Annotated in this window: 18 protein-coding genes; 4 read left to right on the forward strand and 14 right to left on the reverse strand. The window is 63.2% G+C overall.

All coding sequences use genetic code 11. The annotated features are described in order from the left end of the window. Positions 1-33 precede the first annotated feature (33 nt). The 5 genes from PFLCHA0_RS04035 to PFLCHA0_RS04055 form a co-directional block, all read right to left on the reverse strand. The gene (locus PFLCHA0_RS04035; RefSeq protein ID WP_011059161.1) at positions 34-687 is read right to left on the reverse strand and encodes a DUF3726 domain-containing protein; all 654 of its coding nucleotides are present in this window, start codon (positions 685-687) and stop codon (positions 34-36) included. After that, a complete protein-coding gene (locus PFLCHA0_RS04040) occupies positions 668-2,362 on the reverse strand; it encodes a hypothetical protein (RefSeq protein ID WP_015634085.1) in 1,695 nt (564 codons plus the stop codon). Before PFLCHA0_RS04040 ends, PFLCHA0_RS04035 begins: the two co-directional genes overlap by 20 nt. Continuing rightward, a complete protein-coding gene (locus PFLCHA0_RS04045) occupies positions 2,363-3,922 on the reverse strand; it encodes a BCCT family transporter (RefSeq protein ID WP_015634086.1) in 1,560 nt (519 codons plus the stop codon). Between the two features lie 122 nt (positions 3,923-4,044). Continuing rightward, positions 4,045-5,094 carry a membrane dipeptidase gene (locus tag PFLCHA0_RS04050; protein ID WP_015634087.1) on the reverse strand — a complete coding sequence of 350 codons (1,050 nt, stop codon included), beginning with the start codon at positions 5,092-5,094 and terminating at the stop codon, positions 4,045-4,047. Continuing rightward, positions 5,091-6,542 carry an aldehyde dehydrogenase family protein gene (locus PFLCHA0_RS04055; RefSeq protein ID WP_015634088.1) on the reverse strand — a complete coding sequence of 484 codons (1,452 nt, stop codon included), beginning with the start codon at positions 6,540-6,542 and terminating at the stop codon, positions 5,091-5,093. Before PFLCHA0_RS04055 ends, PFLCHA0_RS04050 begins: the two co-directional genes overlap by 4 nt. A gap of 151 nt (positions 6,543-6,693) precedes the next feature. Between PFLCHA0_RS04055 and PFLCHA0_RS04060 the strand changes: the two genes are divergently transcribed. Then, a complete protein-coding gene (locus PFLCHA0_RS04060) occupies positions 6,694-7,569 on the forward strand; it encodes a LysR family transcriptional regulator (RefSeq protein ID WP_011059166.1) in 876 nt (291 codons plus the stop codon). Between the two features lie 175 nt (positions 7,570-7,744). On the opposite strand, the gene PFLCHA0_RS04065 is transcribed toward PFLCHA0_RS04060, so the two are convergent. The 3 genes from PFLCHA0_RS04065 to PFLCHA0_RS04075 form a co-directional block, all read right to left on the reverse strand. Then, on the reverse strand, positions 7,745-8,800 hold the full coding sequence (locus PFLCHA0_RS04065) for a YkvI family membrane protein (protein WP_015634089.1): 1,056 nt from the start codon (positions 8,798-8,800) through the stop codon (positions 7,745-7,747). 99 nt (positions 8,801-8,899) lie between these two features. Then, positions 8,900-9,277, reverse strand: coding sequence for a RidA family protein (locus PFLCHA0_RS04070; protein WP_015634090.1), 378 nt, complete (start codon positions 9,275-9,277; stop codon positions 8,900-8,902). A gap of 26 nt (positions 9,278-9,303) precedes the next feature. Continuing rightward, on the reverse strand, positions 9,304-10,440 hold the full coding sequence (locus PFLCHA0_RS04075; protein WP_015634091.1) for an NAD(P)/FAD-dependent oxidoreductase: 1,137 nt from the start codon (positions 10,438-10,440) through the stop codon (positions 9,304-9,306). Positions 10,441-10,605: 165 nt separating this feature from the next. Between PFLCHA0_RS04075 and PFLCHA0_RS04080 the strand changes: the two genes are divergently transcribed. Further along, the gene (locus tag PFLCHA0_RS04080) at positions 10,606-11,235 is read left to right on the forward strand and encodes a helix-turn-helix domain-containing protein (RefSeq protein ID WP_011059170.1); all 630 of its coding nucleotides are present in this window, start codon (positions 10,606-10,608) and stop codon (positions 11,233-11,235) included. 98 nt (positions 11,236-11,333) lie between these two features. Here the strand turns inward: PFLCHA0_RS04080 and PFLCHA0_RS04085 are convergent, their stop codons facing one another. Together PFLCHA0_RS04085 and PFLCHA0_RS04090 are read right to left on the reverse strand one after the other, a co-directional pair. Next, positions 11,334-11,771 carry a GNAT family N-acetyltransferase gene (locus tag PFLCHA0_RS04085; protein ID WP_041751940.1) on the reverse strand — a complete coding sequence of 146 codons (438 nt, stop codon included), beginning with the start codon at positions 11,769-11,771 and terminating at the stop codon, positions 11,334-11,336. Positions 11,772-12,064: 293 nt separating this feature from the next. Continuing rightward, on the reverse strand, positions 12,065-12,613 hold the full coding sequence (locus PFLCHA0_RS04090; RefSeq protein ID WP_015634094.1) for a GNAT family N-acetyltransferase: 549 nt from the start codon (positions 12,611-12,613) through the stop codon (positions 12,065-12,067). Positions 12,614-12,769: 156 nt separating this feature from the next. Between PFLCHA0_RS04090 and PFLCHA0_RS04095 the strand changes: the two genes are divergently transcribed. Continuing rightward, positions 12,770-13,624: a helix-turn-helix domain-containing protein gene (locus tag PFLCHA0_RS04095; protein WP_015634095.1), complete on the forward strand. Its 855-nt coding sequence runs from the start codon at positions 12,770-12,772 to the stop codon at positions 13,622-13,624. 100 nt (positions 13,625-13,724) lie between these two features. Further along, entirely contained in the window at positions 13,725-14,249 is a 525-nt protein-coding gene (locus PFLCHA0_RS04100) for a helix-turn-helix domain-containing protein (protein WP_051167101.1), read from the forward strand. A 65-nt stretch (positions 14,250-14,314) separates the two neighbouring features. Here the strand turns inward: PFLCHA0_RS04100 and PFLCHA0_RS04105 are convergent, their stop codons facing one another. The 4 genes from PFLCHA0_RS04105 to PFLCHA0_RS04120 form a co-directional block, all read right to left on the reverse strand. After that, positions 14,315-14,701, reverse strand: a complete 387-nt coding sequence (locus PFLCHA0_RS04105) for a DUF6124 family protein (protein ID WP_015634097.1) — start codon at positions 14,699-14,701, stop codon at positions 14,315-14,317. Positions 14,702-14,958: 257 nt separating this feature from the next. Continuing rightward, positions 14,959-15,501, reverse strand: coding sequence for a histidine phosphatase family protein (locus PFLCHA0_RS04110; RefSeq protein ID WP_015634098.1), 543 nt, complete (start codon positions 15,499-15,501; stop codon positions 14,959-14,961). Positions 15,502-15,518: 17 nt separating this feature from the next. Next, positions 15,519-16,556 carry an SDR family oxidoreductase gene (locus tag PFLCHA0_RS04115; protein WP_015634099.1) on the reverse strand — a complete coding sequence of 346 codons (1,038 nt, stop codon included), beginning with the start codon at positions 16,554-16,556 and terminating at the stop codon, positions 15,519-15,521. Positions 16,557-16,559: 3 nt separating this feature from the next. Further along, complete coding sequence (locus PFLCHA0_RS04120) at positions 16,560-16,979, reverse strand: ester cyclase (RefSeq protein WP_041751943.1); 420 nt, start codon at positions 16,977-16,979, stop codon at positions 16,560-16,562. Positions 16,980-17,029 lie beyond the last annotated feature (50 nt).

A 17,029-nucleotide genomic window follows, 5' to 3' on the forward strand; every position in this document is an offset into this window, starting at 1 on the left:
ATTGGTTCGTCCATTGGTTCAAGGGTGGAAAGGTCAGTTGTTGTCGCTCAGGCCGGCCCCGGCGCCCAGCAGGCGCGAGGCTTCGGAGGCCGGCACGTAGGTGCGGGCGGCCAGGTGATCGAGGTCGTGCTGGGGGCTGTCGCCCAGGTCCGGAATGCTGCCCGCCAGAGGCTTGCCGAGGGTGCCGGCAGGATCTGTGCAAGCGCAGCGCACCTGGGCGGCTGTGGCGGCGCCGAGATTCTGCGCACGTACCAGCCAGGCTTCGCCCGAGGGGGAAAACTTCAGGCAGCAGCCGTTCCAGGACAGCTCCAGCCACAGGCCGAGCTGGCGCGCGGTGGCGCTGGCAAAGGGCAGCAGCAGTTGCGGGTGCGCCACCTGCCGGAGCTCGATGCGGCCGTTGCTGCGCAGCAGGTAGGCGTGGTCGCTCAGGGTCGCCCCGGCAATCAGCGGGCACAGGGCATGCCCTGGCACCTGCCAGGGCTCGGCGCTGACATCCGGGGCCAGTTGCTGGTAGGCACAGCCGTCATTCTGTCGCAGTTGCGTGGCCAGCACGCCGGGCCCGTCGAGGCCGTGGGCCGAGAGCCAGCGCGCGGCCTTGCCGGCTTCCTCCGCCAGGCCCCAGGACAGCCCGGCACCGCGGGCGGCTTTCTTGCACAGGCTTTCGATTTCATTCAACGAGGCATGCACGGCGCTGCTCCTGGCTGTCGAGGTTGGGGTAGGACCAGTCGTCCGCGGCCATCTGCCCCAGCTCATGGGGGAAGGGCGCGTTCTGGTAGAGGGTGATGCGTACCCAGCGATCCGAGCGCGGGTCGAAGTGGGTGGCGCCGAAGAACGACAGCTTGCAGCGCAGCAGGTCGATGGGCAGCAGCGCCTGGTCGATCAGGTTGTCCTGGATGTCGGCGTAGGGGAACGCTGGCGCCAGTTGCACCCGGCGCAGGCTGTGGCGATGTTCCGGGTGCCGCAGCAGGAAGCTGGCGACGCTTTGCGCGTCGCTCCAGCCGGGCAGGGCGGCTTGCAACTGGGCGATGTCCCGGGCCACTGCCAGGGGCTGCTCCAGGTCTTGCCCGGGCTCGGCAAAGCGCTGGCCGATCCGCGGTTCGAGTTTTTCCTCGGAGACGTACCAGAACAGCGCGCGGCTGGCTTGGCTGGAAAAGTCGATGGCCGCGACCCAGGAATAATGCTCGTCGAGTATCTGCCGCAGGCGGCCGATGCTCATGCTGCCGTCGACGCTGAAGCTGGCCTGCTCATCGGCCTGCATACCGGCGCCCAGCTCATCCACCAGGTGGCCGTAGGGCTCCAGCAGCAGCGACACCAGGCATTCCTGGGCTTCCAGCGACAGCGCGCCTTCGGCCCAGCGATAGAGTTCGTCCCAGGGGGAATCCTGCTCCAGGATGCCACTGGCGAGATGGTGCTCCAGGCGCTGCAGGTCACCTTGCAGTTGCAGGATGCGGCCGTGTTGCAGTTCGTGCTCGGAGTGCCAGTGGCCGATGCCGGCCTGGGCCCGGGTGAGGAATTCGACGAACCGCTGGCGCTCCGCAGCCGATGGCTGGCGCACGGCGCGTACCCGTTGCAGGGCGGTTTCACGGGCCTGTACCCAGTTGTTCAAGAGCACCGGATGGTTCAGCAGGAACGGCGCCATGCCCAGCCCCGTGGAGTTGCCGATGCCCAGGCGCCGGCGCAGTTGCGGCTCCAGGGTCACCGCCTGCCGGGGCGCCCGGGCCTGGGCCAGGTGTTCCACCAGGTCCAGGGTGAAGGCGCGGATCAGGAACACGGTGAGCATTTCCGCCTGGAAGGGTGCCGCCAGCTCCGGCCGCTGGGCGATGCTTTCACGGTCGGCCGCGCCGAACTTGCCGCTGCCGTAGACCGCGGTGGTGCGCATCAGGTAGCCGACTTCATCGATGAACTCGCGCTGCGGCTGGCGGCCGGCAGCCAGGGCCTCGATCACATGGTCGAACAGCCGCACCGAACGGTTGGCCCGGGCCATGCACAGCTCGCGGGAGGAAATGCGCCCGGCTTCCTGCTTCGGCACATTGGCCTCCAGGCGGTCCAGGTCGGCGGCATCGGGGATGCCGTCGAACAGGGCGAAGGTGGCATCCCAGGCGGTGGCGATGACCCGGTCCGAGCGCAGTGCCGGGTCCAGGTCATGGGCGAAGGCCACCAGGCTGTAGCTGCGCTGCGGGCCGGTGGCGGTGTACACCGCACGGCCCACGCCCTGGCTGTCGAGGGTCCACAGCGGGCGCTGGAACTGCCAGTTTTCAGCCTTGAGGCGGCGCAGCAACTGGCGCATGAACGACAGCCGGGATTGGTGGAAGGCCCCCAGGCGCGCCGCCTTCATGACGCTGGCGGGTGGTCGCAGGTTCATTCAGAGCACCCCCTGTTCACGGGCCATTTGCCGGGCAATGCGGATCGCGTCCCAGACCGCCGGGAGGATCAGCAGCGACACCGGCACCGCAGTGATCACGATGAACGACTGCAAGGCACTGATGCCGCCCTCACCGAGGGTGATCAGGGTAGCCCCCACCAGGCCCATGCCGGCGCCCCAGAACACCCGCAGCCAGGCCGGGGATTCGGCGTGGTTGCTGCTGATGGCCATGGCCACGGTATAGGACATGGAGCCGGCGCTGGTGACCACCGAGAAGAAACTGAGGAACAGGAACAGCGCCGAAATCAGGTTGGGCAGCGGCATCGACTGGGCCACCCCGAGCAGCAGCGCCTCAGGTTGCACGCCGTGGCTGATCACGCGGCCCGGCGACTGCAGTTCGATACCGATCCCGGTGCCGCCCACCAGGGTGAACCAGAGCATGGTGATCAGCGGGGCGGCCACCGACATCAGGGTGATCACCTCACGGATGCTGCGCCCGCGGGAGACCTTGGCCACGTAGATACCCATCATCGGCGCGTAGCCGATGAACCAGCCCCAGTAGAACAGGGTCCAGCTGTTGAGCCAGGCGTTGTCATCGCGGTACAGGGCGGTCTGGAAGAAGCTGGTGACGTGCAGCGCCAGGCTCTGGGCCAGGGTTTCGCTGAGGAACAGGGTGGGGCCGAAGATGAACAGGAACGCTGCCAGGCCCAGCATCAGCCACACGTGGACCTTGCTTACCAGCCGCAGGCCGCCCAGGCCCACCACACAGGACAGGGTGTAGATCACCGTCACCGAGAGAATCACCATGGCCTGGACCATGATGGTGTTCGGCACGCCCCACACCGAGTGCAGGACGAAGGCGATCTGCAGGCCGAGAAAGCCCACCGGGCCGATGGTGCCGGCCACCACCGCGATGATCGCCGAGGCATCGGCGAACACGGCGATCGGGCCCTTCAGGGCACGCTCGCCCAGCAGTGGATAGAGCAGGGTGCGCGGCATCAGCGGCAGGTTCTTTTCGTGGTGCAGGTACATGTAGACCACGGTCAGCAGGCTGCCGAGCACCGCCCAGGCCATGAAACCCCAGTGCAGGAACGACTGGGAGAGCGCGGCCACGCCGGCGGCGTCGCTCTTGGCCACGGCGCCGAAGTACGGCGGTGGGGCGATGAAATGCATCATGGGTTCGGCAGCGGCCCAGAAGGCGCCGCCGCCGGCCAGCAGGGCGCACATGATCATCGATACCCAGTTGAAGGTGCTGATGCTGGGCTTGTGCCCGACGCCGCCCAGGCGCACCCGGCCCAGGCGGGTGAAGCCGATGTACAGGCTGGCGCCGAAGGTCGCCAGCATCAGCACCTGCCAGTACAGGCCGAAGTAGTGGGTGCTCCAGGTGAAGGCGTGGCCGATCAGGCTGGAAAGGGTGTTCAGGTCTATCAGGGCAATGACCAGGAACAGCAGGAAGAAACCTCCGCTGATCCAGAAAATCGACCAGTCGAGGGTTCCAGCGGCGCGGCTGTGCAGCGAGCGGGTGTCGATCCCCGCTTTGATTTCGCCTGGAATTTCCATGGTGCCTCCGTGTTGCGTTGTCGATCGCTAATAATTGTTATGGGCGCATTTGTTGTTGTTAGTGCTTGGCGATGACCCTGTTCAGGCCGGACGTCAGGACAATCGGGAAACAGTCGGGGGCCTCAGACCGCGATCTCGTGAGGGTGGACGGCGGCACCTGCCTGGGCCTTGGCCGGAACAAAATTGTTCTCGAAGAAGCGCAGCCAGTTGCCGCCCATGATCGCGGCGACCTCCTGGGCGCCGAAACCCACGCCGTGCAGGCCCGCCTCGATGTTGTGGAAGTCGCGGTTGTCGCGGAACCAGGCCGGCTGGTCGGGGAAGCCCGGTTGCGCCTTGGAGCCTTCGCCGTAGTCGACATCCAGGGTCCAGCGGCCGACGCGCATCCAGTCCACCACGCTGTTGGGCTGGTCCTGGCACAGGTCGGAACCCAGGCCCAGGTGCTCGACGCCCATCAGCTCGGCGGTGCGCGCGATCATTTCGCAGAAGCTCTGCACGCTGCAGGCGCTCTTGTCCTTGAGGTGGTGCGGGTACAACGAGAAACCGAACATGCCACCGCTCTGGCCCAGGGCCTTGAGCACGGTGTCGGACTTGTTGCGCAGCGCCGCGTGCCAGAACGCCGGGTTGGCGTGGGTGATGGCGATCGGGCGCTCGGAGTGCTCGATGGCTTGCAGGGTCGAGCGTTCGGCGGAGTGGGACATGTCCACCACCAGGCCGACCCGGTTCATCTCCCGTACCACCTGCTTGCCCATGCGGGTCAGGCCCGGGTCTTCCTGTTCATAGCAACCGGTGGCCAGCAGCGACTGGTTGTTGTAGGTCAGCTGCATGAAGCGTGCGCCGAGGCTGTGTACCACTTCCACCAGGCCGATGTCGTCCTCGATGGGCGAGGGGTTCTGGAAACCGAAGAAGATCGCCGTGCGCCCGGTCTGCCGTGCCAGGGCGATGTCGCTGGCCCACTTGCCGTGCAGGATCAGGTGCGAGTAGCGCTGGAACCTGCGGTTCCAGGCTTCGATATTGGCCACCATTTCGCGGAAGGTCTCGTGGTAGGCGATGGTCACGTGGACCGCATCGACGCCGCCTTCGCGCATCTGCTGGAAGATCTTTTCCGACCAGTTGTCGTACTGCATGGCATCGATGCGCGGGCCGCGGCTGGCGAAGGTCTGGGGCAGGCTCATAGTGGCGCCCCCGCGGCGATGTAGCCGGTCTTCACATGGGTGTAGAACTCCACCGCCGAGCGCCCCTGCTCGCGCGGGCCGTAGCTGGAGTCGCCACGGCCGCCGAAAGGCACGTGGTAGTCGGTGCCGGCGGTGGGCAGGTTGACCATCACGCAGCCGACCCGGGCATTGCGGCGAAAGTGGCTGGCGCGGGCCAGGGAGCGGGTCATGATGCCGGCGGTAAGGCCGAAGCGGGTGTCGTTGACCAGGCTCAGGGCCTCTTCGTAGCTGCCGGCCTTGATCACGCAGGCGATGGGTGCGAACAGCTCTTCGCGGTTGATGCGCATGGCATTGCTGCCGCCAATGAACAGCGCCGGTGCCTGGTAGTAACCGGGGCTTTCCAGCTCCAGGCGCTGGCCGCCGGTGAGCAGTTCGGCGCCTTCCTGCTGGCCCAGTTGCAGGTTCGCCAGGTTGGCCTCCAGCTGTGCGGCGCTGGCTACTGGGCCGATCTGGGTGCCGGCTTCCAGGGCGTGGCCGACCTTGAGCGCCTGGGTTGCCGCCAGCAGTTTTTCCACGAAGGCATCGTGGATGCCTTCATGCACGATCAACCGCGAGGAGGCGGTGCACTTCTGCCCGGTGCCGCCAAAGGCGCCATTCACCGCGCAGCTCACCGCCAGGTCGAGGTCGGCGTCGTCCATCACTGCCAGGGCGTTTTTCGAGCCCATTTCCAGTTGCACCTTGGTCAGGTTGGCGGCGGCCGAGGCGGCGATGCCCTTGCCCACGTCCACCGAGCCGGTGAAGGATATGGCGTTGATGCCCGGGTGCTCGATCAGCGCCTGGCCGATCTCGGAACCGGCGCCCATCACCAGGTTGAACAGGCCCGCGGGCAAGTCCTGGCGGGCGATGATCTCGCTGAGAATCACTGCGCTGGCCGGGGTCAGGTTGGCCGGCTTCCACACCACGGCGTTGCCGAAGGCCAGGGCCGGGGCGATCTTCCAGCAGGCGGTGGCCATGGGGAAATTCCATGGCGAAATGATCGCCACCACGCCGATGGGTTCACGGCGGATATCGATCTCGATGCCGTCGCGCACCGAGTCGGCGGTCTGCCCCAACTGGCGCAGGGTTTCCGCAGCGTAGTAGGTGAAGAACTGCCCGGCGCGGTACACCTCGCCAGCACCTTCGGCCATGGGCTTGCCTTCTTCCCGGGACAGGGTCCTGCCGATTTCCGCAGAACGCTGCATCAGCTCCTGACCGATGGCCATCAGCACCTTGTAGCGTTGCTCGAGGCCGCTGCGGGCCCAGATTCGCTGGGCCTCGCTGGCGGCGGCAAGGGCACTGTCCAACTGCGCCCGCGAGGCCTGGGCGTAGAGGCCGATCAGGTCGCGGGTGTCGGACGGGTTGCGGTTCTCGATCTCGCTGGCGCCCTTGAGCCATTGGCCGGCGATGTAGTTGTGATGGTTGTCGCTCATGAAATCCTCCAGGGCGGCACGCCAGGCGGGGCGTTGCCTTTGTGCGGTTCTGGGAGGATTATGAGTCGGCCTTGTATTAAGTAAATCTAATAAATTTTAAGGTTGTTTAAGTAAAATTTAAGCTATGCCTTTGCCAGCAGGACGCGCCGCCATGAGCATCAAGATCTCCAATTTGCAGTTTTTCGTCGCGGTGGCCACCAGCCAGAGCCTGACCCAGGCTGCCCAGCGCCTGCACCGCACACCGGCAGCGGTGTCGCTCTCGCTCAAGCAACTGGAAGAGGAACTGGGCGGCGCCTTGTTCGAAGGCGAGCGCAAGAACCAGCTCAGCCCTCTGGGGCGTTTCGTGCTGCTGGAAGCCCAGCGCGAACTGGCGCATTTCGACCGCACCATCAGCACCATCAAGACCTACGCCAAGGCCGAGACCGGCCTGGTGCGGGTGGCGGCGGTGCCGTCCTTCGCCATCACCCTGCTGCCGCCGCTGCTCAAGCAATTCCATGAACAGCACCCGCAGTTCCACCTGGATATCCGCGACATGGATTCCGAGCGAGTGGTGCAAGCGGTGCTCAGCGGCGACGTGGATATCGGCATCGGCACCGTACCGGCGAGCATCCCCAACATCGACCAGGACTTCCTGTTCTCCGACGCCTTCTGCGTGGTCTGCGCCAGCGACAACCCCCTCAACCGCCTGGCGCGCCCGCTGCGCTGGAGCGACCTGGACGGGCAGAACTTCATCAACAGCGGCCTGGGCGCCGAGATCAACGCCGCCGAGTTCCGGCACATCCGCGACCACTCGACCCTCAGCGTCAGAAACACCACCTCCTTGCTGGCACTGGTGGCCCAGGGCATGGGCGTGACCTTGCTACCGGAACTGCTCAGCCGTTCGGCGGCGGGGGATCAGCTGAATTTCCTGCGCCTGGAAGACCAGCGCATCGTGCGCTCGGTGAGCGTGATCACCGCCCCGCGAGAGACGTTGAACCATGCGTCCTATACCTTTTTGAAGGCGCTCAAAGGGAGCCGGTTTGCTTGAGCGGGCTGCCACCTTGCAGGAGCGAGCTTGCTCGCGATGGACGTTAGCGATAACGCGCGTTCGCTGGGAAAGGCGGCGCTCTTGGGATTTTCGCGAGCAAGCTCGCTCCTACGGCACCGGGCTTGACTCAAGGCACCTGGGATGACTCCCGGGTGCCTGCCCCATCGAGCGACGCCTACGCCACCACCACCCGTCGTGGTCGCAGCCAGCCGATCACCACCGCGGCAATCAGCAGGAACCCCAGGTAGCCGAAGAACGGATAGACCTGCCCCACCAGGCTGATAAAGCCCACCAGGCTGCCGACAAACGCCAGGGCGCCGGCGGCTATCGAACCGAGGCGGAACTGTCGGGTGCCCGCTGGAAACAGCCGCGCAGAAAAGGAGTACAGGGTGCCCACGGCGGTGTTGAGGATCATGCAGAAGATGATCAGCGCCATCAGCAGCCCCAGGGCAGGGGAGACTTCGCTGGCGATCGACAGCATGGGCATCGGCAGGTCCGCCACGCTGTCCAGGCGCGACAGCAGGCCGAGGCTCATCACCAGCATCAGCACGCCCAGCAGCGCGCCGCCGAGGATGCCGCCCCACATCGCCTGTTTTTCACCCTTGGCCGCGCCGCCCATGATCGCCAGGATCGGCACCCCGGCCACGATGTTGTAGGACACGTAGAGCAAGGCGCCCAGCAGCCAGTGGCTGGCACCGGCTTCTTGTTTGGCCGCCAGTTGGTTGAGTTCGCCGAAGCTCAGGTCGCGGGTCGCGGCGCCATACAGTGCCACGCCGACCGCGGTGATGATCAGGAAGGGCGTCACCGCGCCGATCATGCCGATGACCTTGTGCACGTCCAGGCACACGATGGCGACCACGATCAGCGTCACCAGCACGCTGCCGGCGATGGCCGGAATACCGAACTGCTGCTCCAGCAGGGCACCGCCGCCGGCCAGCATCACCACGGTCACGGCGAACATGAAGAAGGTGATCATCAGGTCCACCAGGGCCCCCAGGTGCTTGCCGCACAGGGCCTGCACCACGTCCTTGTGCGACGCCGCTCGCAGGCGGCTGCCCATGCTGGCCAGGGCCATGCCGAGGAAGGTGAACAGCGCCGCGCTGACCACCGCACCCGCCAGGCCCCAGGCGCCGAAGTCGACGAACATCAACAGCAGTTCACGACCGGAGGCGAACCCCGCGCCGACAATCACACCGACGAAGGCGCCGGCGATCTTCAGACTTTCTTTCATGACGATTAGCCTCGATTTTTTGTTGTTATGTGGGGTGGACCACCACATTCATGGCTGTGGCGGCCCTGGGCATCGCACTTGAGGGCTGGGGCGGGTGACTCAGTTTTCGCCGACCCAGGCCTGGACTTCGATCTCGACATCGACCCCCAGCGCCAGTTGGGCGCTGACGGTGGAACGCACCGGGAAACCGTTCTTGAAGTGGCGCTGGTAGACCTCGTTGAAGCCGGCGAAGTGCTGCATGTCGGTGAGCCAGACAGTGCTCTTCACCACCTGGTCGAAGCTGGCACCGCATTCGGCCAGGGTCTCGCCGATGCGCGCCAGGGCGGCTTCGGTCTGCACGCGGATGTCGCCGTGCACCACTTCGCCTTCGGCGCTCATGGGCACCTGGCCGGAGAGGAACAGAAAGCCGCCGACCCGGATCGCCCGGGAGAAGGGGTAGGGCAGGTGGCTGGGATAACGCTGGATGTCATTGGACATGGCAAGGGCCTCGTGGGCTGGGTGGGTTAACGCAAGCGAGCGGGGGCCAGGGCCTGGGCATCGACGCCCTGGCTCAGCAGTTCTTCGGGGACCGGTTGCCCCAGCAGCAGGGCGCAGGCCAGTTGCGAGACGCCGGCCGCCGACTGGATGCCGTAGCCGCCCTGGGCGGCGAGCCAGAAAAAGCCTTCGCAGCTGTCGTCCCAGCCCACCACCAGATCGCCGTCGGCGACGAAGGAGCGCAGGCCGGCCCAGCTGTGGCGCGGGCGGCGGATGCTCAGGGAGGTGACGTTCTCGATGTGGTAGATGCCGGTGGCGATGTCCAGTTCTTCAGGCATCACGTCCTGGGGCGGCACCGGGTCGGCATTGGCCGGGGAGCCGAGCAACTGGCCGGCGTCGGGCTTGAAGTAGAAGCTTTCGTCGATGCCGATCACCGCCGGCCAGCAGCTGAAGTCTTCATCCGGTGGGCCATCGAAGGTGAAGGCGCTGCGCCGGCAGGGTTGCAGGCCGATGGGGGCCACGCCGCACAGCTGGGCCACGTCATCGACCCAGGCGCCGGCAGCGTTCACCAGATTGCGCGCCTGCAGTGCGCGGCCATCACTGAGTGTGAGGTTCCAGTGGCGGTCTTCGCGGCTGGCCTCGACGATCTGTATGTCGCACTCCAGCAGCCCACCGGCGCGGCGCATGGCCCGCAGGAATCCCTGGTGCAGGGCGTGCACGTCCAGGTCCTGGGCGGCGGTTTCCAGCATCGCCCCGGCGACGGCCTCGGGGCGCAGGCAGGGCACCAGGGCCCGGGCCTGCTCGGCCGTGATCAGGCGCACATTGGCGGAACGGGCGCGGGTTTCATCGTAGGTCTGCTGCAACTGTTCCAGCTGTTCCTCGCTGGCCACGTACAGGCAGCCACGGGGTTCCATCAACGGGTGATCGCAGAAACCCTGCGGCGGCCGCTGGTAGAAAGACCGGCTGGCGCGGGTCAGGGCCTGGATCTGCGGGGTGCCGTAGGCCTCCATGAACATCGCCGCCGAGCGCCCGGTGGCGTGATAGCCCGGCTGCGATTCACGTTCCAGCACCAGCACGCTGGCCTGCCCGGCCAGGCGATAGGCCAGGGAAGCACCGGCAATACCGGCGCCGATGATGACGAAGTCGAAGCATTGGTTCGCGTGCATGCCGGGGTTCCTGAATCGCTGGGAAATGACAGGGGTCAAAATTCTCACATACGAGAAATGTAAGATATGAGAATTTTCCAGTCAACCCGGGGTCATGGGTTAATATTTCGCCACGTGCCCCGGCTAGCGTCGCGGTTGCCCTTATTTGCCAGACAGAGAGCCTCAATGAGTTCCGACCGAGCCCAGCCCGCCTCGAGCTCCCACGCCCATCCACTGATCGACCGGACCCAGGTCGGCGCACGCCTGCGGACCATTCGTAAAAACCAGAAGCTGACCCTCAAACAGCTCTCGGAACGCTCCGGCGTGGCGCTGTCGACCCTGTCGAAAATGGAGCTGGCCCAGGTCTCGGTCAGCTACGAAAAACTCGCCGCAGCAGCCCGCGCCCTGGGCGTCGACATCGCCCGGCTGTTCACCCCCGCGCCGAACCTGATCCAGACCGGCGGCGCCCAGGTGCAACCGACCGTGGTCAGCACCACCATCGCCGACGCCCCCGGCTACAGCACCGGCAACTACGACTACCACCCCATGGCCGGCGACTTTCCCGGGCGCAGCATGACCCCCATGTACGCGCGGATCTTTGCCCGCGAGCTGCAGCAGTTCGAGGATTACATCCGCCACCCCGGGCAGGAATTTGCCCTGGTGCTGTCGGGGCGTGTGCGAATCCAGTTCGAGACCGGAGAAGCCGTGAGCATTGGCCCGCAGGAGACTGCCTACTTCAACAGCAGCATTGGCCATATCTACCTGGCGGAAGGGGATGAGGATGCGGAAGTGATGGTGGTGATGTCGGAGCGCTGAAGCCCCTGATCATCCTCTGCGCCCTCCTGAGCCATAAGCGGTTGGAGTTGAAGGTAATTAGAACTGTTGTGCAACGCTCGAATTGTATTTGGCGCAGTTCAAATCCTGATCCTCGCCAGCATATCTTCGCCGTCTGCATCCATACCAACCTCGACAAACCCGAAACTGGAGTAGAACCCTTTAGCTACGATGTTGTTGGGGTTGTAGCAGATTTCAATTTCTTCCAAATCCGCGATCTGTTTTATTTCATGTAGGGCGAGGCCCAGCGCTACTCTACCGATGGATTTTCGCTGATGTTGTTTGTCCACCATAAAGCGCCAGATAGAAACTTTGCCTTTTGACTCTTGCACCCACATAAAGAAGCCTACGGGCTCTCCATCCGCGATGATGGCGCGTGTGAAGTAACCTGGGTTGTACGCAGCCTCAACGAGCGACCAGGTATTACTTGCCACGTAGTCTTCCTGTTCTTCAGTAACCTCCAGTTCACAAATCGCTTCATAGTTTTTTTGCGTTACTTGGGTAAGCGAGATTTTCATAAGTCTCCTGAACTGGGGTGTGGATAAGGCTCAATTAACTTTCACGGGCATTCAGTTCCTCCTGCGCCTTCGCCAGCAGCGCCACGAACAGTTCGGCGCTGTCCTGCGGCAGGCTTCGCACTCTAGCTGTTGCAGTTCGCGGCAGTGCTGGGGCGGCGTGGGATTCCGGTTAGCTCTCCGTGCAGTTCCAAGTAAGGTTTGAACTCCTCTGCGGCGTTCGTGCGGTATACGTCGTCACCAGACTGCGTCCGTCGGTCGTTGCCGCCGTACACCGGGATCTTCGGTTTGTGCCCTTACTCTTTCGTATGGTCCAGCCATTCTTGGTAGGTGATACGGCTAATGTGTTCTGTCCGATAGTCTTGGAGGAACTGGTTGTATTTGTTTTCTTCCGTGTGATGAAAGCGAAAGCCACACTTGGATTGAGCAGCATAGGACTGGATGTTGTTGGCGAAGTAACCACACCAAAGTGCTTTGAGATTCAGGTTTTCAAAGGCGTGTCGCATCACTTCACGTACTGCTTCCGGAGTCAGGCCTTTGCCCCAGTACGGCACGCCGATCCAGTAGGCGATTTCACCTTCCTGCTCACTGATTTCAAAATTGCTGTTGCTGCCTATGAGAATGCCCACACAACCAACAGCACGGCGATTTTCCTTCAGTTCGACCGCGTACACCTCGGGGTGATTGAAGACCGTACGGATGATGTCGGCACTGTTCTCCACACTGGTATGGGGGGGCCAGCCAGCGATGGGACCGACTCGGGCGTCTTTGGCATATTCGTATAGATCGGCGGCGTCTGTGGCCTGCCAGGGGCGAAGCAAGAGTCGTTCTGTTTCAAGTGTCATGTCCTGTACCCGAATGGATTGGTTCGTTCGGGACAGAGTATTGGGAGACAGATCATCGGTACACGCCAGTACCTCGGCTTTTTCGGTACTTTTCGAAACAGCTGCGCCAAGCGGTGATAGGCTTTTAGCTCTTGTTTGTTGTAGCGCTGGGGCACTATGCATCACATTCCGAAACTTTCCGCTCCTGACGACTCGATGCGGATGGGAGAAACCACGCTAGCGGAAGGGCTCGGTTTACCGCTCTCCTTCGGTCACGCTTACTTGACGCTACTGGTATGCCTCTGCGGTAGTGCCCACTTCACACTTAACTTCAAAGAGCATGCGGTTAGGCGCGGTGGTGTGATGCTGCTGGCTGAGGACACTATTGCCTTGCTCAAACGTCGCTCGCGCCGCTTCAAGGTGTTTTTCTGCCTTATGCCGAAAAGTTTTGCCGCAGAGGTTGCCTACCCGCTACCCAATACCTTGTTCGTATTTCTGCATGACCATCCTCATTGCGTTCCATCCAAGGACGACATGCCGCTGATAGAGGGCTGGGTGACGCAGATGCGGAACATTGCGCAGACCTGTCCCACCTACCAACGCATCATGTTGCGCAATCAGCTGCAGAACCTCTTTTTGAAAATAGCCGAGCAACTTCCAGCCAACCAGATAGAAAACAGGGGATTCAGCCGGAAGGAAATGCTTAGTTGGCGCTTCTGGGAATTGATAGGCAAACATTGTGTGCGCCACAGAGATGTGAAGTTCTACGCCGACGCACTGAATATCACGCCGTTCTACCTGTCGCAGTTGACCAAAGCGTTTTTCAATGACACTCCCAAGGGCCTGATCGATCGGCAGGTAACCTTGGAGATCAAGGCTCTTCTTTCATACAGTGACTTGGCTATTGGCCGTGTGGCCGACGAATTGAACTTCGTCGACGCGTCTTACTTGTGTCGCTACTTCAAGCGCCAAACGGGAATTTCGCTCTCCCGTTATCGTAAGCACAAGAGAGAGGAGAGGGAGCAGGACTGACCTGCGGTCGAAATGGAGGAGGGAAGGCGCACTATGGAAAACGTTTCCCTCCTAGATACAACACTGATTCCAGCGCGCGATCGGTTGTCCATAGGACGAGCTGACCCTAAAACAGCTCTCGGAACGCTCCGGCGTCGCACTGTCGACCCTGTCGAAAATGGAGCTGGCCCAGGTCTCGGTCAGCTACGAAAAACTCGCCGCCGCGGCCCGCGCCCTGGGCGTCGACATTGCCCAACTGTTTAGCCCGGCGCCGAACCTGATCCAGACCTGCAGCGCCCAGGTGCAACCGACCGTGGTCAGCACCACCATCGCCGACGCCCCCGGCTACAGCACCGGCAACTACGACTACCACCCCATGGCCGCGGACTTTCCCGAGCGCAGCATGACCCCCATGTACGCGCGGATCTTTGCCCGCGAGCTGCAGCAGTTCGAGGATTACATCCGCCACCCGGGGCAGGAATTTGCCCTGGTGCTGTCGGGGCGTGTGCGGATTCAGTTCGAGACCGGGGAAGCGGTGAGCATTGGCCCGCAGGAAACGGCCTACTTCAACAGCAGCATTGGCCATGTCTACCTAGCGGAAGGGCAGAAGGATGCGGAGGTGATGGTGGTTATGTCGGAGCGCTGAAGCCCCCACTCATCAAGCGACAGCACGACAGACTGTGCTGCCGCGTCGTGTTGTCGCGGGAAGTTCTACTTCAGCGTTGGCCTGTGGCGACTGCCGTCGAGCAAGGCATCCACCACGGCCCGGGCCATCTCCACCGAGTGCACCAGGGACCAGATCAGGCCGCGTTCAATGCCGCTGCCGCGCTCGGTGATTTCATCGGAGACTTCTTCGGCGCTTTTCAGCAGCAGAGAGACGTGGAGCAGGGCTTTTTCAGCGTTGATGCCCTCTCGGATGGAAAACAATGAGTCGCTGCTAACCGGGACGCCTGAGGTGTGTTTGATGGACTTGGCCAGAGGCGCACCGGTAGGTCGAAGTGCCAGTTTCTGAAGGATCTGTTTGTTGGCCTGGTCTAGTTCAGGGTTTCTACCGTGGCGCTGGGGGGCTTTGGGCTGATCGGGAACGAGCTTTTTCATGGCGTAACTCCGTGCGCCTAGTCAACATCGAGCTGCTAAACCCGGCCATCGAATGTTCGGTGACAGGTCGAGGCTAGTTAGCAGGAACTCCCGATTCAAGTGGTTCGGTGTAACTAGGACGTTTCGCACAAAAGAAAGAGACTCTGTACCTCTTCGAGTCACAAGCGATGGGGCATGGGCTTTAGTGTTATCGCCAGTGACATCGGCGATTGACGTGTCGCTGCCCAACCGCTTGCGTACTCTGCGCCGACCACCGTTTAGACACCTGCGTGGTGATACACCGACGCGCTCCAATAGCGGCTGCCACTCCGCTGTTGGCGAGTCCACCCGCTTGCCAGCAGTTGCTTGGCAATCATCCGATTCATGACGCCATGACCGAGCAGCAGCACCGGCTCTTCGCCGGCAAGGGCCTGCAGCCGCTGAGCGGCGGCACTGGCACGTTGCTTCGCCGCACCGAAGGATTCGACGCCGCTCGAATAGCCGCACAGCCACAGGACGCGAAAGATGAAAGCCCAGGTAAACGGCGATAACCGGGGAAATCGCCAGCCACCATGGGGCAGTTGAGCTTCGCAGAACGTCGCGTCAACCACGGCAGGTTTCAGCCCGAGTACCTCGACGGAGGTCAGGGCCCGAGGCGCGCTGCTTGAAACAACGGTGCTGGCGGTTGCGGCAAGTTGCAGGCTGGCCTGCGGCGCAGGATCGCGGATGATTTCGGAGCGGTTGTATTGCGCGATCCAGTCCTTCATCTCAAGCATTGAGATCTTTTCCGCCGCGGCGATCTTTGGCTGGCCGTGACGCATCAGGATGATTGTCCTGCTCACCGTTGGTTGTCGTCCTTGGTTTTCGTGAACCCGCCATGTTGCCGATACCAGGCCACGGTGTCAGAAATAGTCTGCTCCAGCGCTCGAAAATTCACGCCAAGCTCTTGTTCGCTCTTGCGGTGGTTAAAGCTGGTCCGGTTCTCTTCGCGTATCAACAGGCGCACCGTCGCCATGCTCAGCAAAATCGGCTTGCCGGTCAGGCGCGCGTACACCTCCTGCACCGCCGCCAACAGGTACAGCGCGGGCACTGGCAGTTGCCGGGCAGGGGTTTTGACGCCCGCTATTCGCCCCAGGAGCGGCACCAACTGGAGCATGTTCAAGCTCTGACCGGCGGCGAGGTAGCGCTCGCCACGGCGGCCATTTTTCGCGGCAGAGATCTGAGCCCAGGCCACATCACGGGCATCGACCACGGAGAAGGTGCCAGGAATCAGCCCGGGCAGCTTGCCGTTGACCACATCCTTGACCAATTGCCCCGAGGAGGTCGGACCCCTGTCGCCCGGGCCCCACATCCAGCCGGGCAGCACCATGCAGGCATGCATCTGCGGGTGGGTGTCGAGGAAGCTCAAGACCTCGCGGTCGGCGAGGATCTTGCTGCGGTAGTAGTCATCCGCATCGGCTTCGGCGCGCAGGCAGCTCTCATCGATGGAGGTGCCGGGGGCGCCGTCGAGCACGGCAATCGAAGAGGTGTGGACAAAGCGGCGTATGCCCGCGCGGTAGGCGTGGTGCAGCAGGTCTCGCGTACCGGTGACATTGATCTTTTCCAGGGCTGCCCAGTGGCTGCCGCCCTTGTAGTTATCGCGAAAGAACGCCGCGGTATGAAACACCGTATCGCAGCCTTGCAGCGAAGGTGCGAAGGCGTCGATATCGGCCATGTCGCCCACGACCAGTTCCACACTGGGCAGATCGTTGAACTGCTCTTCACCTTTGGCTCTTGAGCGGACCAGGGCTTTGACGGTGTAGCCACGGGCGACCAGCTCGCGCACCAGGTTGTTACCCAGCAGGCCGGTTGCGCCCGTCACGAATGCGTTACCCATGGCTCAACTCTCCTGCTGTTCGGCTGAGGGCATCAACGCCGCGCTGTCGAAGAACACTTCTTCGCGGCAGGCCAAGCCGTCTCTGAAGGTGAAGTGCGCGCTGTAGTGCACGGCAATCGGGCGGCCATGAGGCGGGATCAGCCGGCCCGCCAGCACCAGAGGGGCGGTGAAGGTACCGGTCAGTAGGGCGGTCAGCGCCAGTCGGTCTTCAGTGACGATAAAGGGCGTCATGGTCACGTGGGCATCAGGGAACGCCTCGAACAGGGCGGTCTCCCGTTTGCGCATGGATTCACGGCCGCTTTGCATGCCCATGCCGTCGAGGTAGATGAAGTCTTCGCACACCAGCGCGAGCATCGACTCCAGGTCACGGTGGTTGAAGGCACGAGCGGCGCGTTCTGCGTAGTCGTGGGGGCCCGTCGTCATACAGTGCATTCCAGTGGTTTCGAAGGCCTGTAGATATACCGGCGAGACCG

Origin of the sequence: Pseudomonas protegens CHA0 (assembly GCF_000397205.1) — a bacterium.
Lineage (GTDB): Bacteria > Pseudomonadota > Gammaproteobacteria > Pseudomonadales > Pseudomonadaceae > Aquipseudomonas > Aquipseudomonas protegens.